General features: G+C 49.5%; 20 protein-coding genes. 8 read left to right on the top strand and 12 right to left on the bottom strand.

The genetic code is table 11. The annotated features are described in order from the left end of the window. Window positions 1-253 precede the first annotated feature (253 nt). The 3 genes from RS889_RS22585 to RS889_RS22575 are packed head-to-tail and all read right to left on the bottom strand — an operon-like array spanning window position 254 to window position 2,924. Window positions 254-1,141: an EamA family transporter gene (locus RS889_RS22585; RefSeq protein ID WP_315708770.1), complete on the bottom strand. Its 888-nt coding sequence runs from the start codon at window positions 1,139-1,141 to the stop codon at window positions 254-256. Between the two features lie 26 nt (window positions 1,142-1,167). Continuing rightward, on the bottom strand, window positions 1,168-1,791 hold the full coding sequence (locus RS889_RS22580; protein WP_315708769.1) for a hypothetical protein: 624 nt from the start codon (window positions 1,789-1,791) through the stop codon (window positions 1,168-1,170). Continuing rightward, window positions 1,791-2,924 (bottom strand): NAD(P)/FAD-dependent oxidoreductase, encoded by a 1,134-nt coding sequence (locus tag RS889_RS22575; RefSeq protein WP_315708768.1) that lies wholly within the window; start codon window positions 2,922-2,924, stop codon window positions 1,791-1,793. The genes RS889_RS22580 and RS889_RS22575 overlap by 1 nt, the downstream gene beginning before the upstream one ends. Before the next feature lie 853 nt (window positions 2,925-3,777). On the opposite strand from RS889_RS22575, the gene RS889_RS22570 reads away from it, so the two are divergent. From RS889_RS22570 to RS889_RS22555, 4 genes are read left to right on the top strand one after another with little or no spacing between them, the layout of a single operon-like run. Further along, window positions 3,778-5,196, top strand: a complete 1,419-nt coding sequence (locus tag RS889_RS22570) for an NAD(P)-dependent oxidoreductase (protein WP_315708767.1) — start codon at window positions 3,778-3,780, stop codon at window positions 5,194-5,196. After that, window positions 5,189-6,502 carry an NAD-dependent dihydropyrimidine dehydrogenase subunit PreA gene (gene preA / locus RS889_RS22565; protein WP_315708766.1) on the top strand — a complete coding sequence of 438 codons (1,314 nt, stop codon included), beginning with the start codon at window positions 5,189-5,191 and terminating at the stop codon, window positions 6,500-6,502. Before RS889_RS22570 ends, preA begins: the two co-directional genes overlap by 8 nt. 34 nt (window positions 6,503-6,536) lie before the next feature. Then, on the top strand, window positions 6,537-7,988 hold the full coding sequence (hydA, locus tag RS889_RS22560; RefSeq protein ID WP_315708765.1) for a dihydropyrimidinase: 1,452 nt from the start codon (window positions 6,537-6,539) through the stop codon (window positions 7,986-7,988). A gap of 46 nt (window positions 7,989-8,034) precedes the next feature. After that, window positions 8,035-9,321 carry a Zn-dependent hydrolase gene (locus RS889_RS22555; protein ID WP_315708764.1) on the top strand — a complete coding sequence of 429 codons (1,287 nt, stop codon included), beginning with the start codon at window positions 8,035-8,037 and terminating at the stop codon, window positions 9,319-9,321. Between the two features lie 97 nt (window positions 9,322-9,418). Here the strand turns inward: RS889_RS22555 and RS889_RS22550 are convergent, their stop codons facing one another. Beyond that, entirely contained in the window at window positions 9,419-10,675 is a 1,257-nt protein-coding gene (locus RS889_RS22550; protein WP_315708763.1) for a valine--pyruvate transaminase, read from the bottom strand. A 391-nt stretch (window positions 10,676-11,066) separates the two neighbouring features. On the opposite strand from RS889_RS22550, the gene RS889_RS22545 reads away from it, so the two are divergent. Further along, entirely contained in the window at window positions 11,067-12,275 is a 1,209-nt protein-coding gene (locus tag RS889_RS22545) for an aldose 1-epimerase family protein (protein WP_315708762.1), read from the top strand. Between the two features lie 155 nt (window positions 12,276-12,430). Here the strand turns inward: RS889_RS22545 and ghrB are convergent, their stop codons facing one another. The 3 genes from ghrB to RS889_RS22530 form a co-directional block, all read right to left on the bottom strand. Then, window positions 12,431-13,393 (bottom strand): glyoxylate/hydroxypyruvate reductase GhrB, encoded by a 963-nt coding sequence (gene ghrB, locus RS889_RS22540; RefSeq protein WP_315711164.1) that lies wholly within the window; start codon window positions 13,391-13,393, stop codon window positions 12,431-12,433. Between the two features lie 358 nt (window positions 13,394-13,751). Further along, window positions 13,752-14,183: an N-acetyltransferase gene (locus RS889_RS22535; RefSeq protein WP_315708761.1), complete on the bottom strand. Its 432-nt coding sequence runs from the start codon at window positions 14,181-14,183 to the stop codon at window positions 13,752-13,754. 11 nt (window positions 14,184-14,194) lie between these two features. Then, entirely contained in the window at window positions 14,195-14,743 is a 549-nt protein-coding gene (locus RS889_RS22530) for a DNA-3-methyladenine glycosylase I (RefSeq protein WP_315708760.1), read from the bottom strand. Window positions 14,744-14,951: 208 nt separating this feature from the next. Here RS889_RS22530 and RS889_RS22525 point away from each other — a divergent pair, with 208 nt between their 5' ends. The 3 genes from RS889_RS22525 to glyS all read left to right on the top strand — a co-directional run bounded on the left by RS889_RS22525 (window position 14,952) and on the right by glyS (window position 18,930). Beyond that, complete coding sequence (locus RS889_RS22525) at window positions 14,952-15,758, top strand: sulfite exporter TauE/SafE family protein (protein ID WP_021013929.1); 807 nt, start codon at window positions 14,952-14,954, stop codon at window positions 15,756-15,758. Window positions 15,759-15,876: 118 nt separating this feature from the next. Further along, window positions 15,877-16,791, top strand: coding sequence for a glycine--tRNA ligase subunit alpha (gene glyQ / locus RS889_RS22520; protein WP_021013930.1), 915 nt, complete (start codon window positions 15,877-15,879; stop codon window positions 16,789-16,791). Between the two features lie 9 nt (window positions 16,792-16,800). After that, on the top strand, window positions 16,801-18,930 hold the full coding sequence (glyS, locus tag RS889_RS22515) for a glycine--tRNA ligase subunit beta (RefSeq protein ID WP_315708759.1): 2,130 nt from the start codon (window positions 16,801-16,803) through the stop codon (window positions 18,928-18,930). A gap of 216 nt (window positions 18,931-19,146) precedes the next feature. Here glyS and RS889_RS22510 read toward each other — a convergent pair whose 3' ends face one another. From RS889_RS22510 to RS889_RS22490, 5 genes are all read right to left on the bottom strand, one after another. Next, window positions 19,147-20,148 (bottom strand): WaaS/CpsH family glycosyltransferase, encoded by a 1,002-nt coding sequence (locus RS889_RS22510; RefSeq protein WP_315708758.1) that lies wholly within the window; start codon window positions 20,146-20,148, stop codon window positions 19,147-19,149. Between the two features lie 356 nt (window positions 20,149-20,504). Next, window positions 20,505-21,416 carry a dihydrodipicolinate synthase family protein gene (locus RS889_RS22505; protein ID WP_315708757.1) on the bottom strand — a complete coding sequence of 304 codons (912 nt, stop codon included), beginning with the start codon at window positions 21,414-21,416 and terminating at the stop codon, window positions 20,505-20,507. A 42-nt stretch (window positions 21,417-21,458) separates the two neighbouring features. After that, window positions 21,459-22,061 (bottom strand): dihydroxyacetone kinase subunit L, encoded by a 603-nt coding sequence (locus RS889_RS22500; protein WP_315708756.1) that lies wholly within the window; start codon window positions 22,059-22,061, stop codon window positions 21,459-21,461. Continuing rightward, window positions 22,058-23,059, bottom strand: a complete 1,002-nt coding sequence (locus RS889_RS22495) for a dihydroxyacetone kinase subunit DhaK (protein ID WP_315708755.1) — start codon at window positions 23,057-23,059, stop codon at window positions 22,058-22,060. The genes RS889_RS22500 and RS889_RS22495 overlap by 4 nt, the downstream gene beginning before the upstream one ends. Before the next feature lie 37 nt (window positions 23,060-23,096). Further along, a complete protein-coding gene (locus RS889_RS22490; protein WP_315708754.1) occupies window positions 23,097-24,602 on the bottom strand; it encodes a tripartite tricarboxylate transporter permease in 1,506 nt (501 codons plus the stop codon). Window positions 24,603-24,608: the final 6 nt, after the last annotated feature.

Here is a 24,608-nt window from a genome sequence, read left to right as displayed (position 1 = left end):
GTAATAGTGGTAACCAGTTGTTTAAGAATTAGCGTTTGAGAAATAAATTGGAAAAATCGTTAGAAAACGAAGATCTGGGGCCATCGTTGTTCCGTTGGTATAAGTTGGGTAATAGGTAGTCTTTTCGGTTAACGGCACCCCATCTATTTATCATTAGATGGGGCTATGGAGATTGATCATTAAGAAAAATTTGTCATTTAAAATTACTTATTAAAAAAGCGATCCTATAACTTCGAATCACTAACCTTAAAGTTTAGAATTTAAATATCAATAGAACAGCAGAAAAAACGATAAGCAAAATTATTGTAAGTTTTTTTAAAAAATACTTCTCCCCAATAAATAAAGCTGAAAGAATAAAACCAACAACTAAACTCATTCTTCGAAAAATTGATAAGTATGTCACATTCGCACTGGCATCTGAGATTGCAAAAAAATAGACTAGTTCAGCTATTACCCATGATAACCCAACAAGAGGTATATACAGGCTCCATTTACAATGATATTTCTCCTGCCTAAATTTGATACTTAATACAAGCAATGCTGTTGCAATTATAAAACGATGAAGTGCGCTATATGCCTGAACTGTGTAAACTGACATACCCATTTGTTGAACGATAAATTTATCATAAACTGTAGTGAACGAAGAAAGAATAGTTGCGATGAGCATCATTGTCATTGGGAGGCTTCTGAGAGTGTTTATGCCTTCTTTTTTCCCTATCTGAGAAAGAAAGTAATAACAAATAACAGATAGGACTACAGCAGTGAGCTGTATGGGTGTCAGGAACTCTCCAAAAATCAATGATCCTCCCGCGAGTGTCCAGAGAGGGCCGGAAGCTCTGACAGAACCTGAAAAGGACATGGGAAGTTCCCTCACAGAAAAGTAAGCGAAAACCCATGATAATGTCATCATGGTGCTTTTTACAAAAATGATTAACTGTTCATGAAAATGAATGCCATCAATATTTATTCTAGGCATACCAGCATAAGTGAATGGGATGAATGCCGGCACCCAGAAAAGAGCACCAAAAAATGATGAAAAAAATACAACCGGAAAAATGCCATTATCGGCCATCGCTTTTTTTGTCCAAAAATCATAAAAGCCGAGAATAAACCCGGCTGCGATACCATAATAAATCCACATATATAAAGGAGTCTCTAAAACCGTATCTATTGAGCTGGTTTCATAAGCGGGTGATAGTTGGATTGTGGCTCTGTTAAAGATTCAGTAAATGTTCCCGTACCATTAATAACCATTCCCGTTCCGACAGTTACATTTTTCGCAAGACCGTGTCCTTTCAGCAAACCCCCCCTTTCGTTTGGCCCATATTCCCTCCAGCTTTTTCCTTCTTCAAGCCGGCAACCATCTGCTGTAATTGAACCCAGTATCTGACTTCCGCTTCCTAGAAACGTCGCCCCAAAAACCGCTACTCCACCAAGATAACGTCCCCGATTTCCTATTTTAATTATGGCATCATCTCGGTTAGCTTTAATTGTCACTCCTCCTTCACCAAATTGGTTCTCTGACCCTATAGAGACTGGACCTAATGATGACTCAATGAGTGTGTTGCTGTGAAAGGTATTATTATCAACTATCTCCATTACATATTCACTTGACCCTATGATTGTTACCCCAGGATAAAAAATGTTACCTGTACCTATTTTAGCATGTACTGAAATAAGTGTGGATAATGGGTCGAATATAATATTTCCTCTCTCACAAAGTTGAGCTATCTGAGCTAACGTCAGAAAACCATGATTTATCCGGAGTTGGTCAAAAATTTCAGGAAACATTAAGTTATTTTCTCCAGACTATTTGATTTGTCACAAGGACGCATAGATACAACCCTATTGTCTATTGCATTATGTAAATAAGAGACAAGAAGATCTGTCAGATACGGAGCCTCGGTCATTTTACCCGGTAATATCAGGATATGACCCGGTATAGGCTCAGAAATTGCCACATTAAGCGATCGGTTAGTATTTTCAGGTCTTTGCAGGTCAACCTTAACGCAGGCAATATTAATAGCATCAGGGTCATTCCAGTCTGGGAATAATTTTTTTATTCCCTTTCGAATATTTTCAGATCTGTCTGGAATTACATTGTAATCTGCACTTTCTGAAAGAAGAGCGTCTTCATTGAATCCTATTATGCTGTTGTTGCCGTGATGCATTAAGGCTGCTTCATGCGCGTCCAAATAAAAAACACCAAAGTCTGATAACCTGCGAGTTATTATTAAATGACTTTTCCAGTAGCGAATGGGGAGATGGATGCCATGATGTTTTTCGAATAGTCCTTTTGCTCCTATTCCAGAAGAGTAGACAATTCTTTCTGCACTAACATGTTGCAATTCACCATCTGTATCTCGTAGTAGGATTTCCTGCCCGTTAATACTTTCAACATCATAGCCTAAGTAAAAATCGCAGCCAGATTTCAACGAGAGATGTATTAATTTCCTATACAGTAAGCGAGTGTTTAAACTGACATCATCTACTTCAAATATTGCTGCAGTCTCTTTAAAATTTGCATCAGGGATGCGGTTTTGTGCTTGCGCGCGCGTCAGGTTGCTATATGAAACACCAGCTTCATTCCAACGTGACAAAACCTCATTAATACGCGACTCATCTTTAATCAGCGCCAGTGGTCGCTTATCTGCGTCTCCTATTGCTTCTGGTGCAAAACGGCGAATATATTCATGGCCATATATGCAGCGTTTAGCCACTTGTATAGCTTCCTCTCTTTTCAGAATTGATGTTGCATGATATGTACCGCGGTGTAGCCATCCCTCATTGCGGGTTGAAGGGCCGCTAGCAAACACTTTTTTGTTTTCCACCAACGCAACCGACAGGCCTATTTCACATAATTTATATGCCGACATGAGCCCCGCAATTCCTCCTCCGATGAGGATAACATCATACTTTTTCATTTTATTCTCATTTTTCTTTAGAGGTTAAATAATTAATTAATTTTATGTGGTTTGGCTATACATTATTATGTTACAAATTAATTTCCCAACATCTGGCTACAATAAAACGACATGGTTTTTATTTAACTTATTGGTTTTATTAACAAATAATAAATTTATTTTTAATTTATTATTCATGTTTATGCAATTTACTTGTAATGTTAATATTATTTTATTTTTTTATATCTTACTGTTGCTATTTTTTAAGTATTAAACTCTAAGTTTATTTTTTTAATTAAGATAAAATAAAATGAAACATTTATTTTATAATATACCCTAAATAATTTGGATTAGGGGTGTAGGAAGACAGATTTTGAGTCATCACCGGTAGAAGTTTCTGCACAATAGACATTCGATGATCATTATTCTTAGAATTCGCACAATACAAAATTTACTTTTGCCATTTAAGGAAAGATTTTTTTGTTAGTCTCCTTTTTATCCGAAAGTTTCATAAGGTAGCTCTGTTTATCTCCATGAATTACCTTCCATTGAACATATTTGCATCAATGGTGGTGCGAAATGCACCAAAAAGATACGAATTCGCAGCCATCATGAAAAATTATGATCAGTTAATCCCTTGTTTTTTGTGTGATCTGGGCCATTGGCAACAATGGCACATAAATCGCATCTCTATCCCTGAAAACTTAACCAATCGGTCAGGATTTTTGAGCGGTAGGGTGACGCCTCGCTCCGGCCCTGTTCAGGAGATACCTATGAGCAATCGAAAACAAGGCAGCATTGACGATGTTAACCGCCACAAGGCACGACTTCGCTTCCGTTACTCCGGTTTTGTCTCGTCAGAGGAGGCTGAGTGATGAAAGGTCAGATTCCCGTGGGCGTGGACGCGCCAGGCATACAACGCGGTCGGCTGGCCCCGGCGGATTATCTGAGTAGCTTCAGCGACAGCACTGTAGCGCTGACACATATTCAGGCGGTGATTGAGGCTGAACGTTGCTACTACTGCTTTGACGCCCCCTGCACCCGCGCCTGTCCCGCCGATATTGATGTACCGAGCTTTATTCACCGTATCGCGCAGGACAACGTGCGTGGCGCTGCCGAAGCCATCTTGCAGGAGAACGTGCTGGGCGGAATGTGTGCTCGCGTTTGTCCGACAGAAACCTTGTGTGAACAAGCTTGTGTGCGTAATGCGCAGGATGGCAAGCCGGTACAGATCGGCTTGTTGCAGCGTCATGCTACCGATACCTATTTTGCCAATCCCGGCCAGCCGCTATTTGTGCGTGCGGCGGACAGCGGCAAAACCGTAGCGGTGGTGGGGGCCGGGCCTGCCGGATTAACTGTCGCCCATCGTTTGGCGGTGAACGGTCATAACGTGGTGGTGTTCGATGCCAAGCCCAAACCGGGTGGATTGAATGAATACGGTCTGGCGACTTATAAAACCACCCATGATTTTGCCCAGCAAGAGATTGCCTGGCTGTTGTCAGTCGGGGGTATTGCACTGCGGCTCAATCAACGGTTGGGGCAGGACTTCACGCTGGAGCAACTGCGTACTGATTATGACGCGGTGTTCCTGGGTATGGGGTTGGCGGGGGTTAACGCCCTGGGGATTGATGAGCCGGCGCTGGCGGGTGTGCGTGAAGCGGTAGATTTTATCGCCGAACTGCGTCAGTCCGATAGTTTCAGCCAGGTGGCGGTTGGTCGTAATGTGGTGGTGATTGGTGGTGGCATGACCGCGGTGGACGCCGCCGTACAGGCGAAAAAACTCGGTGCCCGCGAGGTCACGATAGTGTATCGCCGGGGTGAAACGGAGATGAAAGCGTCACCTTATGAACAGGCGTGGGCAAAAACATGCGGTGTTACGTTGCGTTACTGGTCTGCGCCACAGGAAATTCATGGCGAAGAGGGTTGTGTTACCGGCGTATCTTTTATGGTGATGCAACAGCAAAACGGTGTGCTGGTGGCGAGTGGTGAAACCTTCACATTGCCTGCCGACATGGTGTTGAAAGCTATCGGCCAGACTTATGACGCAGTGCCAGCAGGCAGGACCGTGGCGCTCAAAGGTGGACGCATCCTGGTAGACGATCAGGGACGTACCTCGTTACCGGGTGTCTGGGCTGGGGGCGACTGCTGTGCGGACGGACTGGATCTTACCGTGGACGCGGTGCGCCAGGGCAAGATTGCCGCCAAATCCATAGCATTGGCGCTGAGCGTCGTCGGACGGGTAGCGGCTAATGATACGCCTTCACTGGCCAATCAGGAGCGTTCTCATGGCTGATCTCAACACGAATTTTCTGGGTATCAAAAGCCCAAACCCTTTTTGGCTGGCGTCCGCGCCGCCCACCGACAAAGAGTACAACGTGGTACGGGCATTTGAAGCTGGCTGGGGTGGTGTGGTGTGGAAAACCCTGGGGCTTGATCCGCATGTGGTTAACGTTAGTGGTCCGCGTTATAGCACCTTGCGCGGCGCTGATCGCCGAGTGCTGGGCCTGAATAATATTGAGCTGATCACCGATCGTTCGCTGCACGTCAATCTGGAGGAAATTGCCCGCGTTAAGCGCAACTGGCCGGATCGCGCCATTGTGGTGTCGATTATGGTGCCGTGCGAGGAGGCAGCGTGGAAAACCATCCTGCCGTTGGTGGAAGCCACCGGTGCCGACGGTATAGAGCTGAACTTCGGTTGCCCGCATGGCATGAGTGAACGTGGCATGGGCGCGGCGGTGGGGCAGGTGCCGGAATATATCGAGATGGTCACCCGTTGGTGCAAGCAGTATTGCCACTTGCCGGTGATCGTCAAGCTGACGCCAAATGTCAACGATATCCGTTATCCGGCGCGAGCCGCCAGACACGGCGGTGCGGATGCAGTGTCGCTGATTAACACCATCAACTCGGTGATGGGCGTCGATCTCGATTCGATGAGTATTCATCCCAATACCGGCGGAAAAGGTTCTCACGGTGGATATTGCGGCCCGGCGGTGAAGCCGATTGCGCTCAACATGGTGGCGGAAATTGCCCGGGATGCGGAAACGGCCGGATTGCCGATATCCGGCATTGGCGGCATTTCGACCTGGCGCGATGCGGCGGAGTTTATCGCGCTGGGCTGCGGCACGGTGCAGGTGTGTACCGCCGTGATGGTGCATGGTTTTCCGATTGTGCGCGACATGATAAGCGGCCTGTCCAATTACATGGATGAGAAAGGCTACCGCACACTGGAGGATTTCCGCGGCCGCGCGGTCGGCAGTGTCACCGACTGGCGCTATCTCAATCTCAATCATGTTGATAAAGCGGTGATTGATCAGTCGCTGTGTATCAAGTGTGGCCGTTGTCATCTGGCTTGTGAAGACACTTCGCATCAGGCTATCACCAGCATGAAACACGGCGGGCGCCATTTTGAGGTGAGAGAAGAGGATTGTGTGGGCTGCAATTTGTGCGTCTCCATCTGCCCGGTGGAGAACTGCATTACGTTGCGTAGTTTGACTCCGGGTGAAGTGGATGTGCGTACCGGCAAGGTGGTGAGCGATGAGTACGCCAACTGGACCACCCATCCCAATAACCCGATGGCGACCACGGCGATCAACGCTTGAGTCTCGTCTTCACGCATAAATGAAGGAGAATAGTATGAGTCACAACCTGTTGATTAAAGGTGGCATCGTCGTGAATGCCGACCGCCAGTTCCGGGCCGACGTACTGTGTGTGGATGGCATTATCGTGGCCGTAGGCGAGGATGCGGGTCGGGATGCGCCAAGCGGTGCAGCGGTGGTGGATGCCAGCGGTCTGTACGTGATGCCGGGTGGTATCGATCCACACACGCACATGAATTTTCCGTTTATGGGCACCACCACCGTCGATGATTTTTACAGTGGTACTGCCGCCGCGCTGGCGGGCGGGACAACCACCATCATCGACTTTGTCATTCCCAATCCGCAGCAGTCACTGATGGAAGCCTACCGTGACTGGCGCGGTTGGGCGCAAAAGGCGGCGTCCGACTACAGCTTTCATGTGGCGATTACCTGGTGGGGCGACAGTGTGCATCGGGATATGGGGACGCTGGTTCAGGAAGAAGGGGTGAACAGCTTCAAGCATTTTATGGCTTACAAAAACGCCATCATGTGTGATGACGAAACGCTGATGAACAGCTTTCGTCGTTCACTGGAACTGGGGGCGATGCCGACAGTGCATGCTGAAAACGGCGAAATGGTTTACCTGTTGCAGCAGGAGATCCTCAAGCGCGGCATCACCGGGCCGGAAGGACACCCGCTGTCGCGACCGCCGGAAGTGGAAGGCGAAGCCGCCAACCGTGCCATCGCCATCGCCAATGTGATGGGCATACCGATTTACGTGGTGCACGTTTCCTGTATGGAGTCAGCTGAAGCGATCGCCCGCGCCCGTTCCCGCGGACAGCGTGTGTATGGCGAGGTATTGGCCGGGCATCTGGTGATTGATGACAGTGTGTACCGCGACCCGGATTTCAACCAGGCGGCGGCGCATGTGATGAGCCCGCCGTTCCGGCCGAAAGCGCATCAGGAAGTATTGTGGCACGGCCTGCAATCTGGTCAGTTGCACACCACCGCCACTGATCACTGTACCTTCTGCGCCAGCCAGAAAGCGGCGGGCGGCGACAACTTCACCAAGATCCCCAACGGCTGTGGCGGGGTGGAAGAACGTCTGGCGGTTATTTGGGATGCCGGGGTAAACAGCGGCCGCCTGACGCCCAGCGAATTTGTAGCGATTACCTCCACCAATACGGCGCGGCTGTTCAACATCTATCCGCGCAAAGGCAGTGTTTCGGTTGGCGCGGATGCTGACCTGGTGCTGTGGGATCCTGACGGCAGCAAGACACTGTCTGCTAAAACTCATCACTCCAGAAACGATTTCAATGTGTTTGAAGGACGCACGGTGAAAGGCATTCCCGCCTATACCGTCAGTCAGGGCGTAGTGGTATGGGTTGATGGCGATCTACGCGCCAAAGAGGGTGCCGGACGTTACATCAAACGCCCGGCATTCGGGCCAGATTTCAGCGCGACGGCGGTATGGGAGCGCGCTCACGCGCCGCAAGGTGTATCGCGTTAATGGTTTGAACAGCGACAGGCTTCATTTCACTGATGAGGAATTTGTTATGAGTAGCGACGTACTATCAGCAACAACAAGCAAGGTGAACACTTCGGATTTGCGGATTGATGGCGAGCGTCTCTGGCAGTCACTGATGGATCTGGCGGTGATTGGCGCGACCCCGAAAGGCGGCGTGTGCCGCCTGACGTTAACCGATCTTGACCGTCAGGGGCGCGATCTGGTGGTGAGTTGGGGCCAGGCGGCCGGGCTTTCTGTCGAGATAGACAAAATCGGTAACGTCTTTATGCGCCGCCCCGGCCGCAATAATACGCTGTCGCCGATTGTGGCCGGCAGTCATATTGATACCCAGCCGACCGGCGGGAAATTCGACGGTAACTTTGGCGTGCTGTCGGCGCTGGAAGTGATTCGTACCCTGAATGACCAGCAGATTGAAACCGAAGCGCCGGTGGAAATGGTGTTCTGGACGAATGAAGAAGGCTCCCGTTTTGTGCCGGTGATGATGGGTTCTGGTGTGTTCGCCGGGATTTTCTCGCTGGAACACGCTTATGCCGCGGTAGATACCGAAGGCAAAACCGTGCGGGAAGAACTGGAAAAAATTGGCTATGCCGGGCCAAACGAGCCGGGTGATCATCCGATCGGCGCCTATTTTGAAGCGCACATTGAACAGGGACCGATTCTGGAAGATGAAAATATCACCATCGGCGTAGTACAGGCGGTGTTGGGCATCCGTTGGTATGACTGTGTGGTGACTGGACAGGAGTCTCACGCTGGGCCGACGCCGATGGCGTTGCGCAAAGATGCACTACAGGTTTCTACCCGCATCATGCAGGAAGTGATTGCCATTGCGGAACGTTTTTCGCCACACGGCCGCGGTACGGTTGGGATGGTGCAGGTGTACCCCAACAGCCGTAATGTGGTGCCCGGCAGCGTGAAATTCTCTATCGATTTTCGCAATATCAACGATGAGAAGGTTGATCTGATGGATGCGGCATTGAAGCATTTCACCCGCCAACTGATGGCAGAAACCGGTCTGGATATCAGCATCACGCAGGTTTCCCACTATCCGGCAGCACCATTTCATGCTGAGTGCAAGGACGCGGTGCGCAACGCGGCACAGGCGTTAGGCTATTCCCATCAGGATATTGTTTCCGGGGCCGGGCACGATGCGGTGTATATGAGTATGCTGGCACCCACCGGCATGATTTTCATCCCCTGCAAGGACGGTATCAGCCATAACGAAATCGAGTACGCCTCGCCGGAACACGTCACGGCTGGCGCCAATGTGTTGCTGCACGCGATACTGGAAAAAGCGGGCGTAGCAGGAAGAGGATAAGCATCGCTATAACGCAACCCCACGTTTCTGCCTTGGCAGGGCAGCGTGGGGGTTGTCGTCGGCCTGAAACGCGGGAGGGTGGCGTCGTTTTCGGGCACTACCCGGCTGTTTCCCGCAGCGCCCGCTCCACTTCCTCCGCCAGAATGGCAATCCCCTGCTCGATTTTTTCCGGTTCCGGCACGTAGTTCATGCGCAGGCACTGGTGAGCATGCGGCCACTCCTGTCCCAGACCGGGAAAGAAGTAGTGTCCCGGCACCATCAACACACCGCGCCGCTTCAGTCGCTGGTATAACACTTCGGTGGTGATGGGCAGATCCTTAAACCAGAGCCACAGAAAGATCGCCCCTTCTGGCTTATGAATCAGGCAACGCTCGGCGGGCAGATAGCGGCGGATGATGTTAATCGTCTGCTGAACGCGTTGCTGATAGAACGGGCGAATAACATTTTCAGACAGACGCAGCAGATCGCCGCGTTTAATCATTTCATGGGCAATCGTCGGGCCAATCGAACCGGGCGCCAGACTGATGATGCCATTCATGTTGCCAATGGCGGAAATCACTGCTTCAGCAGCAATCACAATGCCGCAACGGGAGCCGGGTAAGCCCAGTTTGGACAGGCTCATGCACAGGATAATATTCGGATTCCACAGCGGTGTAGCGTCGCTGAAGATAATACCGGGGAACGGTACGCCATAAGCGTTATCAATCAGCAGTGGAATCTGATGCTGCCGAGCCAGGCTATCCAGATGCCGCAATTCCTCATCGGTCAGCACGTTGCCGGTAGGGTTGGTTGGCCGCGATACGCAGATCAGGCCAATATCATCGGTAATGTGCAACTTTTCGAAATCAACATGGTATTTGAATTGTCCTTCCGGCAGGTGTTCAATCTGCGGACGTACCGAGACAAACATGTCTTCGTCGAGCCCTGAATCTGCATAACCGATGTATTCCGGCGCCAGCGGAAACAGCACTTTGCGCAGACCGCCATTTTCATCACGTCCGGCAAACAGATTAAACAAGTAGAAAAATGCACTTTGACTGCCATTTGTCAGGGCAATGTTCTGCGGCTTAATGTCCCAACCTTGTTCGTCGCGCAGCATGTCAGCCAGGGCATTCAGCAGCGTATCTTTCCCTTGTGGTCCATCGTAATTACATAAGGCTTCGGTTAATTTTCCTTCCGCCAGCAAGTCGCGGCAGATGTGTTGAAAGTAATCATCCATTGCTGGAATATGTGCCGGATTCCCGCCGCCAAGCATGATGGCGCCGGGCGTGCGTAATCCATCATTCAGATCATCCATCAGTTGAGTGATGCCGGAATGGCGGGTGAATTTTTGGCCAAAAAGAGAGAAGTTCATCGATTGTCAATAAAATGTGAAACATGAGTAAACCGCAACCATAACGCTTGTGTCACATTGGTGCAATGTGAAGGCAAAATAATCTGCTTCCGCATTTTGCTGAAGTTGCCACAAAAAACGACATGAAATGCTGAACAGATACATAGCTTGCGAAACATGATCAGGCGAAGAATATAGAAAAGCTGAATCCGCGTCAGCTTTTGCCGATCTATATCCCATTCTGCTGCAATTAACTTAAATATATCTAACAAATCTGTGACTGCCATCTGAAATAATAGCTTGAAAAATAGCAGTTACTCGTCTGGTGATAGCAATCACATTCTGAAAGTGCGCTGATTTGTAGTCTTTGGTTTCCACAAGCTAAATCAATTCAGCAAAAAGGACGCATGGGATGAAAAAATTACTGGCAATGGGTATTTCTCTGGCATTGGTTTCCTGGCAACTCTCAGCGCAGACTTTTGTGCTGACGGATACTAAAACCAATGTGGAAAAGGGCAACTGGCATATCAACAGTGATGCCATGAAGATTAAGGATCAGCACTTCAGCATTGAGCAAACAGTTCTGCACGGCGGACGTCAGGAAGGCAGTAAAATCATTACCATCACCAGCCCGAATGGGTTGCAGATTACTCTCAGCCCGACCCGCGGCATGGATATATTGCATGTGATTGGCAAAAAAATCCGTCTGGGCTGGGATTCACCGGTGGATGAAGTGGTTAATCCCAACACTATCAATCTGGAAAGTCGTAACGGACTGGGCTGGCTGGAGGGCTTCAACGAAATGATGGTGCGTTGTGGCTATGAGTGGACGGGTCACCCGGTTACCAGCGATGGCATGATTTACACGCTGCATGGCCGCGCGGGGAACACGCCGGCTTCTACAGTGATCGTGGACGTCAGCGACAAGGCGCCGCATCAGATTACGGTGCGTGGTCTGCTGAAAGAAAACAGTTTTAAAAAATCCAACCTGGAAACCTGGACTGAACTGCGCTATATCCCGGGCAGCGAATCCTTCACCATTCATGACGTGTTGACCAACAAATCTGATTACACCCGTGACTACCAGATTATCTATCACAGCAACTTTAGCTCGCCGATTCTGGAGCAAGGGGCGCGTTTTGTGGCACCAGTAAAAGATATTTCGCCATTTAACGATTACGCCAAAGCGGGTCTGAAAGAGTGGCAGGTTTATAAAGGCCCGACCAAAGGCTTTGATGAAATGGTATTCAACATCCAGCCTTATGCGGATAAAGACGGTAAAACCATGGCGGCACTGGTTAATCGTGCCGGAGATAAAGGCGTATCTATTGCGTTTGATACCCATCAGCTACCAGTGTTGACGTTGTGGAAAAACACGGATGGCAAAAGACAAGGTTATGTGACGGGTATTGAACCAGGTACCAGCTATGCCTATCCGGTAACCATTGAACGCAAACAGGGTCGCGTAAAACATCTACAACCTGGTCAGAGTACAGTATTTGAACTGACCTATAGTTTGCTGAGCAGCCCGGCTGCGGTGCAGAAAGCCGAGCAGAAGGTGAAAGCGATTCAGGGTGATCGCACGACTACGCTGACGGAAACACCGATCGCAGTGGAATGATGGGCAATTAACGCTGACTTCTCTCTGTTAAGGAATACATATATTTCCCTTGATCGGGAACACAAAAATGAAGCCTCCCCGGTTCAAGGGGGGGGCTTTGTTTGATGGTAAAGCGTACATCGGGCTGTGAACGCCTGCCCAAGAGGAGGCTGAATTTATTTCAGCACTTGCGGATTGACGCAGTTCTCTTTCACGTTTCCGCTCAGGGCGGCGATCAGGTTATCGACCGCGCAGGCTGCCATACCATAGCGAGTTTCATGGGTCGCCGAACCGATGTGCGGCAATGCCACCACGTTAGACAGTTTCAGCAACGGTGAATCTGTCGGCAAGGGTTCCTGTTCAAAAACATCCAGACCGGCGGCGAGAAGTGTACCGTTGGTCAATGCCTCAATCAACGCCTGTTCATCCACCACCGGGCCGCGGCCAATATTGATCAGTATCGCGCTGGGCTTCATCTTGGCCAGTTTTTCACGGTTGATCAGATGATAGGTCTGCTCGGTTAGCGGTAGGGTGATACACAGAAAATCTGACTCAGCCAGCAGTGTATCCAGCTCGCAATAGCGAGCGCTAAAACGGGTTTCCGCTTCCTGATGGTGGTGGCGAGCGTTATACAACACCGGCATGCTGAAGCCAAAATGTGCCCGCTGCGCGACCGCCAGCCCGATACGCCCCATTCCCAGAATACCGATGGTTTTATGGTGCATATCTACGCCAAACCAGTCACTGTCAATACTGTCTTGCCACTCACCGGCCTTGACCCGCTCGGACACTTCAACAGTTCGGCGCGCCGTCACCAGCATCAGTGTTATCACGGCATCAGCGACGGTCTCCGTCAATACGGTCGGCGTATGCATCAGTACCACGCCTTTTTCACTCAGTGCCGTGACATCGATATTGTCGTATCCCACTGAAATGGTGGAGACTGCCCGCAGGCGTGGCAGATGGGCCAGAAATTCCCGCGTGACATTGGCGCTCGAACCGATCAGACCTTCAGTCTGCTGTAACACAGGGTGATCTGTGGGCGGCAACCCATCAAAGGCGGTGACGGTAAAATGCTGTTCCAGACGAGCACGTAAATCATCAGGAATGCTTCTGTAGAGGATAACGCCAGGTTTCATCATTCACTCCGAAAGATTGAGGTAGTTAAGAACCCGTCCCAGCAGAGGCTAATGCCCGTGGGGCTCAGAAAGATAAATCATATCAGGCATGATGGGGGCGCTGGCGAGATACTGCAAGTGGGTCTGTGGACGAGAATGACATCGGGTGACAATCCACTTTTGTTATCCTGTTTTCTCGTCTCTTGAGCCGCCGGGTTTCTGACGGGGGACAACGAGGCGGATTCCACGGACAAACCGGTTCCCTGGTCGTGTGAATGTGAGTTTGAAGGTGGCGTTATTCATGACAGCATTCCCGATGCCAGACAAGGGGGAAAACTGAGTAGACGGTATTGTGAGGCAGTGGCAAAAATAGGAATAATTAGTTTTTATGCCATTGCAGAATCAGCAAGGTTGCCTGGGTTTCCCGTTGAAAACTTTCCTGTACGGCCACAAATCCGTGTTTGCGGTAGAATGCGCAAGCACGGTGGTTTTGTTGATAAACTTCCAGACTGAGAATGGGAAAGTGCTGTTGAACCTGTTCCATCAAGGCTGCACCGACGCCCTGACCGTAAAAGCGGTGATGCACAAACAGCGCGCCAATGAAACGTTGATCCATTACGCTGATAAAGCCCCCGATACCTTCCTTTTCTTCATATACCCAGGTTTGCGACCGGGGAATATAGTGATTGCGTACTAACTCAAGGCTTTCCTGCCAATAATGCGGTGAAATAAACGGATGGGCCAGCGTGGTGCTTTCCAGCCAAAGTGGCAGCAGCGCGGCTAAATCTTGTGGTTGATACATTCTGATCATAAGTGCTGTCCTTAGCGGAAAACGCAGTCTGTCATATGATCATTGACTAATCCTCCGGCTTGCATGAACGCATAACAGATTGTGGAGCCGATAAACTTAAAACCACGCTTTTTCAGCGCCTTCGACATGGTATCGGAAAGTTCAGTTTTGGCAGGGACTTCCGCCAGCGTAGTGTAATGGTTGATGATCGGCTGGTGGTTGACGAACGACCAGATAAAGTCGGAAAAAACCTCGCCTTGTGTTTCCATCGTCAGCCAGGCGCGGGCGTTGTGGATGATGGCTTCTATTTTCAATCTGTTGCGGATAATGCCACTGTTCTGCATCAATTCCTGTACATCTTCCTGTGTCATCCGGGCGATCAACTGGGGAGTAAACTGGTAGAAGCAGCGACGATAGTTTTCTCGCTTTTTGAGCACAGTTATCCAGGATAACCCGGCTTGTTGCCCCTCCAGACATAACAATTCAAACAGCTTTAGGCTATCGGTACAGGGTTTTCCCCATTCTTGATCATGATAATCCTGATACAACGTATCCTGCGTAACCCAGCCACAACGTTTCACGATAATTTCCTTATGCTTGTTTAGCCTGTTATACGGTTGCCATTCTGTGACGATGTTGCTATTGATCATGGCCGGAGTGGGTTCTGCCAGCCGCAGTGGTTAGTAGTACATTAATGATTACTTGAACTGAATGCAGATGCAACAGATACCCCCGGCAACAATAATAATGCTGATTTATTTTGATTTAAAAGAATGACAGGGGATACAAATGGGAATGGAGTGGATACTGGCCTATCTGGCACTGGGTGCCGTGGTCGGATTTATGGCTGGATTACTCGGGATCGGTGGGGGTGGCATTATGGTGCCGATACTCACGGCGTTGTTTGCCATTCAAGGTGTGCAGGAAACGCATCTGGTGCATATGGCCCTGGGAACCTCAATGGCGGCCATTGTGGTGACCGCCATTTCCAGCCTGCGCACCCATCACCAGTATCAGGCCGTGTTGTGGCCGGTAGTATGGCGGATTACGCCGGCGATTCTAATCGGTACTTTTACCGCAACCTGGCTGGCAGCATTACTTCCAACACGGGTGCTGGCTATTTTTTTCTCCTGTTTTATGGCTTACGTCGCGTTGCAGATGGTATTGAACATAAAACCCAAACCCAATCGGCAGTTACCCGGTATGGCGGGTATTTCATTGGCGGGTCTGAGTATTGGCGGCATTTCCGCCCTGGTGGCGATTGGCGGCGGTTCACTAACGGTCCCTTTTCTTACCTGGTGCAACGTGCGTATTCAGCAGGCAATTGGTACTTCGGCGGCGGTCGGGCTGCCGATTGCGCTGTCCGGGGCGCTGGGCTATATGATCAACGGCTGGTCGGCAAGTGGGCTGCCTGCGTATAGTCTTGGTTATGTCTCTCTGCCGGCGGTGGTATTGATTTCTGCCGTCAGCTTTTTTACCGCTCCAGTGGGTGCCAGGCTGGCGCATCGCCTGCCGGTGGCTACCTTGAGAAAGGTGTTCGCCGGGTTGCTGGTATTGCTCAGTCTGAAAATGTTGCAAACCGTATTCAGTGGCTAGGTTCCTTAAAAATCCTCATCAGGATGAAGTTGTTGCCGCATTCTGGCTGTATATCTTGCATTCAGAGGGTATACTGGCGCCTTCATTATAAATCCACTTGTACGCGTGCGAATCCAACATGCAAAAGTTTGATACCAAGACCTTCCAGGGCCTGATCCTGACGTTACAGGATTACTGGGCGCGTCAGGGCTGCACCATTGTCCAACCGCTGGACATGGAAGTTGGCGCTGGAACTTCCCATCCTATGACTTGCTTGCGGGCGCTCGGCCCGGAGCCGATTGCCGCTGCTTATGTGCAGCCTTCCCGTCGTCCTACCGATGGCCGCTACGGCGAAAACCCAAACCGGCTACAACACTATTACCAGTTCCAGGTGATTATTAAACCCTCACCGGACAACATTCAGGAACTGTACCTCGGTTCACTGAAAGAGCTGGGGCTGGACCCGACCATTCACGATATCCGTTTTGTGGAAGATAACTGGGAAAACCCGACGCTGGGCGCCTGGGGACTGGGCTGGGAAGTGTGGCTGAACGGCATGGAAGTGACGCAGTTCACCTACTTTCAGCAGGTGGGCGGTCTGGAATGTAAGCCGGTTACCGGTGAGATCACCTACGGTCTGGAACGTCTGGCCATGTATATTCAGGGTGTAGACAGTGTGTATGATCTGGTGTGGAGCAATGGTCCGCTAGGGACAACCACCTACGGCGACGTGTTCCATCAGAACGAAGTGGAACAGTCCACCTACAACTTTGAATATGCCGACGTGGATTTCCTGTTCACCTGTTTTGAACAGTATGAAAAAGAAGCCCAGCAGTTGCTGGCGCTGGAAAATCCACTGCCGTTACCGGCTTACGAACGTATTCTGAAAGCGGCTCACAGCTTTAACCTGCTGGATGCTCGCAAAGCCATTTCCGTTACCGAACGTCAGCGCTACATTCTGCGTATACGCGCTCTGACCAAAGCGGTAGCCGAAGCTTATTATGCCTCCCGTGAGGCGTTGGGCTTCCCGATGTGCAATAAAAAAGAGAGCTAAGAGGCCGTCATGACAGACAAGACTTTTCTGGTGGAAATTGGCACGGAAGAGCTGCCGCCGAAGGCTCTCCGTAATTTAGCGCAATCTTTTGCCGACAACTTTAGTGATGAACTAAATGCAGTTCGGGCTGAATATTGCATAGAAGATATTAAATGGTTTGCTTCACCCAGACGTTTAGCGCTTAAAGTTTATTCATTGAGCGTGGAAATTATGGGAGAGGAAGAAACGCTGTGGGGACCACCTGTAAGACTCGCTGAAGTTAACGAATGGCTTACGAGGGCAGGTATAGCGTTCGTTGAAAAAGTTATTGAGCGTAAATTGGATAGCGGTCGCACCTATTCATTAAATGATATAAATGATGAATTTGATTGCGTTATCAGCAGAGAAACTCCTCAAAACGGAAGAGAGCAAAAGCTGTGTGCACTGATTTTACATAGGCCAAAGAGAATAGTTGAGTTTTTACCTCAATTGGTCAGCAACGCGTTGGCTAAATTGCCGATCCCGAAACTGATGCGTTGGGGTGACAAAGAAACCCAGTTTGTACGTCCGGTACACACGGTGACCATGCTGTTGGGTGACGAATTGGTGCCGGGTACGGTGCTGGGTATTGATTCCGCCCGTACTATTCGTGGTCATCGCTTTATGGGCGAGTCGGAATTCACTATCGACAATGCCGACCAGTATCCGCAGATTCTGCTGGAACGCGGTAAGGTCATGGCTGACTACGACGTTCGTAAAGCCAAAATCAAAGCGGATGCCGAAGCTGCGGCCCACAAGATTGGTGGTAACGCCGATCTGAGCGACAGCTTGCTGGAAGAAGTCACCTCGCTGGTGGAGTGGCCAGTGGTGCTGACGGCGAAATTTGAAGAGAAATTCCTGGCGGTACCGGCAGAAGCGCTGGTGTACACCATGAAGGGCGACCAGAAATATTTTCCAGTGTATGACAATAACGGCAAGTTGCTGCCCAATTTCATTTTCGTCGCCAATATTGAGTCCAAAGATCCGCAACAGATTATTGCCGGTAACGAGAAAGTGGTGCGCCCACGTCTGGCTGATGCCGAGTTTTTCTTCAATACCGACCGAAAGAAACGTCTGGAAGATCATCTGCCGCGTCTGCAAACCGTGCTGTTCCAGCAGCAACTGGGTACGTTGCGCGACAAGACCGACCGTATTCAGGTGTTGTCTGGCTGGGTAGCGGCCCGGATTGGGGCTGATGTTGAGCACGCGAAACGCGCAGGCTTGCTGTCCAAATGCGACCTGATGACCAACATGGTGTTCGAATTCACCGATACACAAGGTGTGATGGGTATGCACTATGCGCGTCATGACGGTGAAGACGAAAACGTAGCCGTCGCGCTCAACGAACAGTATCAACCGCGCTTTGCTGGTGATGAACTGCCGTCTTCTCCGGTAGCTTGTGCGCTGGCGATTGCCGATAAGATGGACACACTGGCCGGGATTTTCGGTATCGGTCAGCATCCGAAAGGTGATAAAGACCCGTTTGCCTTACGCCGTGCGGCTCTTGGCGCGTTGCGTATCATCGTGGAAAAACATCTGCCGCTGGATTTGCAAACGCTGACGGAAGAAGCGGTGCGTCTGTATGGCGACAAGTTAACTAACATTAACGTGGTGGACGATGTGATCGAATTCATGCTAGGCCGTTTCCGCGCCTGGTATCAGGAAGAAGGTCACAGCGTGGATACTATTCAGGCGGTGCTGGCGCGTCGTCCGACGCGTCCGGCGGACTTTGATGCTCGCGTGAAAGCGGTGAGTCATTTCCGCACGCTGGATGCGGCGACCGCGTTGGCCGCTGCCAATAAACGCGTATCCAACATCCTGGCGAAATCCACAGAACCCTTGAACGACAATGTGCAGGCTGCATTACTGAAAGAGAAAGAAGAAATTCAGTTGGCGACGTATGTCACCGCACTTACCAGTAAGCTGGCACCGTGGTTTGCTGAAGGGCGTTATCAGGAGGCGCTGGTGGAACTGGCGCAATTGCGTGAACCGATAGATAGCTTCTTCGATAAGGTAATGGTTAACGCCGATGATCAGCAGGTGCGAATCAACCGCCTGACGCTGCTCAACGAACTGCGTAACCTGTTCCTGAAAGTGGCGGATATCTCTGTATTGCAGTAACGGTATTGAGTAGAAAAGACCAAACGGGGCTGCGGCCCCGTTTGAGTTTGATGACAAAGTGGGTATAGCGGTAATAATGGGGAGATCATAAAGATGCCGCAAGTATCTCCCTGTAAGCTCAAACCGTGCCATCCTTGGTGCGAATGCTGGCTTTCCTCTTCTCTCCCGTCGTCACCGCTCTGACGTCTTACATAGGTTTGTCAACGGTATACATGGTTAGGCGGGAATGCTGCCTGTATCGCTTGATATCTCCTGAATCACCTTCTGCACCCAGGTGGAGAGTGTATATTGGTTGTAAATCTCTTCTGGAATCGGTTTATAAGGTGAGTGGATAAAATCGGGATTGATATGCCAACTCTGATTCAAGATATGAATATTGTTATCGTTATAAAAATCATAATCCACAGTATGAGTATTGGAGGTAATCAGTTTGCGCTGATAAGCCATGGACTCATAGACACGAAATGACAACCCAGACTGCTGGCCCTGTAGTAAATCCAGAATAGAACGAGAGTTATCTATTTCACGTGCAAGTTCATTACCCAACAATGGTTTATTGGCTATTTTTAGCCTGGTATCCTTTATCTGTTTTCTTTTCTTATCATTATCAGCATAGAAAATAATATTTGATGTGAGTTCAGGGTTCTGGTCCAGAAAATAGATAGCCTGTTTATACCTTGCTTCAGTAAAACTCATAATGGAAAAGACATCATATTCACAGTCCTGATAAAGCATATTACTTTTCCAGTCAGGATCAATATAGTTGTTTATCTTGGTGAAGTGATATTGATTACAGTCTACATGATCGTAGCTGAGCACATGATCAAACTGGCTGAGATATAATGCGTTGTTGGGGGCTTTCTTCAGGCTGTCCCATAACACCGCGACCAGTTTTTGGCTATATTGTTGCAGTATCGTAAAATGTTGTTCGTTAAACAGCTTTGGCTCCGTCATGATGATGGTGTCAAAAGGTTCTCTGCCGATAAAGAAATTATGCAGGCCCAATGTGATCTGGTTATCGAGGGACAGACGTTTGTAATTCTTTCCGGTGATTATTTTATAGATTTTGGCGATGAACCAGTGGCGTGAATCAAAATAGGTAAACGTGGATAAATCACGATGATCAATATGGATAACGTCATGACCCTGTCTTTGCATCTCCTTGACGATTGGGGTAGCCAGATCCGCCCAGTTCGGGCAAATAAACAGCAAACGCATAATCCATCATCCTTAAAATGCCTACCGCCATGTTAATTCGTGATGCAGTAAGAATAATTATTTGATGTCTACATCATAGTGACAATATATTTTTTATTGCGACAAAGTATAACATTGGATGATTATTTGAATCTATGCATACCAGGCGGCTATCGTCTCGGCATCTATAATAGCCTTCATCTTTCAAGATACAGGTGTGCTGGCTTTCCTCTCTCACCCCAGGCACATACCGGAGTATGCTCCTGGGGACGCGCTGCGTTACCGCCTTCTTGCAACTCGAATTATTTAGGGTGCTATCCCTCAATGCGTGCTAAAACACTCGCATAATGCCATTACGTTGCGCCAGACTTGAATTATTAATTCAGGGTCAGACTGACGCCACTTTCACTGCAAAGTTGGGTTAATGCCTGACGCAGGGTAGCGACTTGTTCGGCATTCAGATCCAACTGTGGTTTACGCATGTGGCCGGCATTGAGCCCGCGGATGTTTAGCACAGCTTTGAAAACGGCCATATTCGCGCCATTGGTCAGTAAATCGCCAAAACGTACCGCAATTGCTTGCCAGCGTTGCGCTTCAGCAAGGTTGCCCTGTTTGAACGCCTGATAAACCTTCACATAAGGTTCCGGGAATACACATGAACAGCCAGAAACGGTGCCATCGCAGCCCATGGTCAACATGCTGGCAAAGAGTTTGTCTGCGCCATGTAACACGGAGAATCCCTCTGCTATATTGAGATACTCCACTGTGCGAGCCATATCGGCAAAACTGTATTTCACACCGACCACGTTTGTCGTGCGCGCCATAATATTTTTGATAACACTGGTTTTGAGATCGTTTGCCGCACACTGTGGAATGTTGTACAGATAAACGGGCATGGTTGTGGGAATGCTGTTCGCCACGGCAACAAAATACTCCTCCATCTCCGTATCGTTACAACCAAAAAACTGTGGCGTTACCACACCAATACCTTTCGCTCCTGCCGCCACCGCGTGCTGAGCAAGTTCGATAGTATCGTCCTGGCGCATGCAACCGACATGGATAAAAACGGGAACTCGGTTTTTAGCGGTCTTAATGACCGTCTCGGCAATGGCTTTTCTTTCTGCCAGTGTCATTCTCAGCATTTCACCGGTCGTGCCACAGGGATACAGACAGTTAACCCCATGGCTGATCAGCATTTCAGTTAGCTGAGCCAAGGCGTCTATGTCAGGGGTATCGTCTGAAGTAAACGGGGTAACCATGGCGGTTGTAACGCCGAATAATTTTGTCATTTTTCTATCCTGTTAGGTGCAGTTATGTGATCAAAATGGGGTTTACAAGGCATCGATCAGAACCTTTATCGCTAACATTCCGGGGTCATCCAGACCTTGTGATTTTTCAGGGAACATACGGGCGCGGCCCAGTAAATTAGGACGGGGGCGAAATGTGTTCAGTGTTTGCTGGCAACTGAGCCTGGCGGCGTGCTTCATTTCATCGAACGTGCTGATCGATGTGAGCTCATTAGCCAGGGCGTTCACGATATCCAGGACTGATTTTTGGCCCAATTCACCTTTACCGCGCTGTGTCATGGCCGTAACTGCGGTGGCGAGCAAAGGGGCAATATCATTACAGGCGAGCTGTTTTTTTCCCTTGCAAGATTTCGCCGCGGCCATAAAGGCTGTTGCCATGAGCGTGCCAAAAGAGGATGAACATGCCAGTTGAAATGATTTTGATAGAGTAAACAGTGCCGTACCCCAGTCCTCATCGAGGTTTACACTATCTTCCCGTGCTTGTGTCCAGCCACGGGAAAAGGTTACCCCTAAATCACCATCACCCAGTTGAGCATCTGCTGCGCAAAGAAATGCCTGCTGTTCAAGTGCGGCTTGTTGAATGCGGGCGATGGCCTGTTTTAAGTGTTCGGTTGTCAGAGTGTTCATGCTGATACCGTCCAGAATGCGCATTGTGCGGGTTGCTGTAACAACGCCTTAAGTTCGGCATCCAACTTACATATCGTCAGCGTGGCGCCGGTCATTTCCATCGAGGTGGCATAGTGTCCGACTAGTGGCATGACCAGGGTGATGTCAAGCGCGTTTAAGCGTTGGTGTAAGTGGCGATAGAGAATATAGAGCTCTTCTGGCGGTGTTGCGCCAAGAGAGTTGACGAGCAGTGTTATTTCATCTCCCGATGCCAGCGGCATATCGTCGAGCAGGCGTTGTAACATTTCGTCGGCGATTTCATCCGCCGATCTCAGTTTGTCACGCCAAATGCCTGGCTCCCCATGTATGCCGATCCCCATTTCGATCTCATCATCTGCCAGAGAAAACGTTGGCTGTCCAACGGCGGGAACCGTACAGGGGGTCAAAGCGCATCCGATAGAACGCGTGGCGTCTGCCGCTTTTTGCGCTACTCGGGCCACTTCATCCAGCGATGCCAACGTTTCAGCCATTGCGCCCGCTAATTTAAACGCATAAACCATGCCTGCCACACCACGACGTTTGTGTTTTTCATGCGGCGGAGCGGAGGCAACATCATCGCTCAGAAGTACGGTGCGGCAGGTAATATTCTTTTCAAAGTCAACGGTTTCGGCTGCCATATCAAAGTTCATGATATCGCCACCGTAGTTACCATAAAGTAATAACACACCGTTACCTTGGTCGGCATAGCCGATGGCCTGCGCCATCTGTATCGAGGACGGAGAGGAAAAAACGTCGCCGACGGCGGCGGCATCCAGCAACCCTTTGCCCACATAGCCGGTAAAAATAGGCAAATGTCCGGAGCCACCGCCCGTAACGATACCCACTTTCCCTTTCTGCGCGGGCGCCCGGCGCGTAATTACCCGGGGAACGGGTTGCTGATAATACTCACTATGTGCGAGGCATAATCCTTCCAGCATTTCATCAACATAGTGTTCTGGATGGTTCATTATTTTTTTCATACCACACTCCTTTTAAACGCTATTCCGATAGTCAGAATCAGGCTGTTTTTCGAAAGGATCTGATCAAGGCCATGACTTGCAGAACCACGACGATGAGAAATAAGAAGGCTAAAACACCGGCGACCGGGCGTTCGACAAATGCCAGTAAATTACCGTCAGATTTCAACAGGGAAGAGAGAAGGTTCTTTTCCAACAGTGGGCCCAGAATCATTCCGAGAATAATGGGGGCGATAGGGTAACCGTCTCGCTGTAACAGATAACCAATGATGCCCATGACCAACATGACAACAATGGATGCCATGGAGTTATTGATCGCATATGCGCCCACAATACTGAAAACAATCACGATCGGATAAACGATGTCTTTATTGACAGTCACAATCTTCTTCAGGAAGCTGACGACCAGCAATGCGAGGGGAATGAGCATCAGATTGGCGATAAAGAACAGGATAAATACCGCATACAGTTTTTCGGGCTGGAATAGAAAAAGTGATGGGCCTGGCTGCATATCCTTCATGTACAGCACCCCAATGATGATTGCTGCGGCAGAATCACCTGGAATACCAAATACGAGAGACGGGATCCAACTACCCGCCAGACTGGCATTATTGCTGGATGAGGCATCGGCAATGGCATCCTCTGAGCCTTTCCCGTACTGCTCTGGTGTGGCGGATAATTTTTTGGACAACGCATAGGAGATCCAGGCCGCTATGTCTGCTCCGGCACCGGGGAGTGCGCCAATCAGTGTGCCAAGTACACTACTGCGAAGGATACTGAACTTGCGCCTTAGCAACAGGCTGCCCAACCCACTGAATATATTCAGAGACACTTTCTTTTCATGCAGTTGACTTATGCTGAGTGGTCGCTCTTTGAAACGATTAGCGTAGTATTCGATGGCTCCGGCGATAGCAAACAGACCGATCATGGCGGGAATAAAACTGATGCCTTCCAGCAGCGCCACCTGTCCAAAGGTAAAACGAGCCTGGCCGGTAAAATCATCATAGCCGATGGTTGATAGTGCCAGACCGAGAAATAGCGCCAGCATACTTTTTACAATTTCCTGACCGGCAATTAATGTGGCGCAACTAAGACCGAGCAACGCCAGCCATACGTATTCAAACGAACTGAAATTCAAGGCAAATTTGGCTAATCCAGGCGCGGCAACCGCCAGAATGATTGAACCAATAACCCCGCCGATAACTGAACTGACTAAACCTAATCCCAATACCCGGTTGGTTTTTCCTTGTAAAACCAGCGCATGCGCATCATCAACATAGGCCGCAGAAGCGGGAGTTCCTGGAATATGTAATAGTGCCCCCGGAATATCGCCAGCATAAATAGATGACGCGCCGACGGAGATCATTAATGCAATGGCCGGAATCGGATCAAGAAAGAAGGTGAAAGGCACCATTAGCGCCACCGCCATTGTGGCGGTCAGTCCGGGAATGGCGCCAACGAACAAGCCAAATAATCCGGCAGCAATGATTGCCAGTATGGCACTTAGATTAATATATGAAAAAGCATTAATCAGCAGATCCATCATCGCTCC

It is taken from the genome of Brenneria uluponensis (assembly GCF_032395385.1).
GTDB lineage: Bacteria > Pseudomonadota > Gammaproteobacteria > Enterobacterales > Enterobacteriaceae > Prodigiosinella > Prodigiosinella aquatilis.
Note: the sequence above shows the minus strand (reverse complement) of the source record. Positions and strands in the feature narration are given on the sequence as shown.

Bases quoted from the DNA above. Each gene is read 5' to 3' on its own strand.
- RS889_RS22585 (WP_315708770.1), bottom strand. From the start codon at position 1,141: ATGTGGATTTATTATGGTATCGCAGCCGGGTTTATTCTCGGCTTTTAT.
- hydA (WP_315708765.1), top strand. From the start codon at position 6,537: ATGAGTCACAACCTGTTGATTAAAGGTGGCATCGTCGTGAATGCCGAC.
- glyS (WP_315708759.1), top strand. From the start codon at position 16,801: ATGACAGACAAGACTTTTCTGGTGGAAATTGGCACGGAAGAGCTGCCG.
- RS889_RS22490 (WP_315708754.1), bottom strand. From the start codon at position 24,602: ATGATGGATCTGCTGATTAATGCTTTTTCATATATTAATCTAAGTGCC.
- RS889_RS22525 (WP_021013929.1), top strand. From the start codon at position 14,952: ATGGGAATGGAGTGGATACTGGCCTATCTGGCACTGGGTGCCGTGGTC.
- RS889_RS22500 (WP_315708756.1), bottom strand. From the start codon at position 22,061: ATGAACACTCTGACAACCGAACACTTAAAACAGGCCATCGCCCGCATT.
- RS889_RS22545 (WP_315708762.1), top strand. From the start codon at position 11,067: ATGAAAAAATTACTGGCAATGGGTATTTCTCTGGCATTGGTTTCCTGG.
- RS889_RS22555 (WP_315708764.1), top strand. From the start codon at position 8,035: ATGAGTAGCGACGTACTATCAGCAACAACAAGCAAGGTGAACACTTCG.
- RS889_RS22575 (WP_315708768.1), bottom strand. From the start codon at position 2,924: ATGAAAAAGTATGATGTTATCCTCATCGGAGGAGGAATTGCGGGGCTC.
- glyQ (WP_021013930.1), top strand. From the start codon at position 15,877: ATGCAAAAGTTTGATACCAAGACCTTCCAGGGCCTGATCCTGACGTTA.
- RS889_RS22550 (WP_315708763.1), bottom strand. From the start codon at position 10,675: ATGAACTTCTCTCTTTTTGGCCAAAAATTCACCCGCCATTCCGGCATC.
- RS889_RS22535 (WP_315708761.1), bottom strand. From the start codon at position 14,183: ATGATCAGAATGTATCAACCACAAGATTTAGCCGCGCTGCTGCCACTT.
- RS889_RS22570 (WP_315708767.1), top strand. From the start codon at position 3,778: ATGAAAGGTCAGATTCCCGTGGGCGTGGACGCGCCAGGCATACAACGC.
- RS889_RS22505 (WP_315708757.1), bottom strand. From the start codon at position 21,416: ATGACAAAATTATTCGGCGTTACAACCGCCATGGTTACCCCGTTTACT.
- ghrB (WP_315711164.1), bottom strand. From the start codon at position 13,393: ATGAAACCTGGCGTTATCCTCTACAGAAGCATTCCTGATGATTTACGT.
- preA (WP_315708766.1), top strand. From the start codon at position 5,189: ATGGCTGATCTCAACACGAATTTTCTGGGTATCAAAAGCCCAAACCCT.
- RS889_RS22510 (WP_315708758.1), bottom strand. From the start codon at position 20,148: ATGCGTTTGCTGTTTATTTGCCCGAACTGGGCGGATCTGGCTACCCCA.
- RS889_RS22580 (WP_315708769.1), bottom strand. From the start codon at position 1,791: ATGTTTCCTGAAATTTTTGACCAACTCCGGATAAATCATGGTTTTCTG.
- RS889_RS22495 (WP_315708755.1), bottom strand. From the start codon at position 23,059: ATGAAAAAAATAATGAACCATCCAGAACACTATGTTGATGAAATGCTG.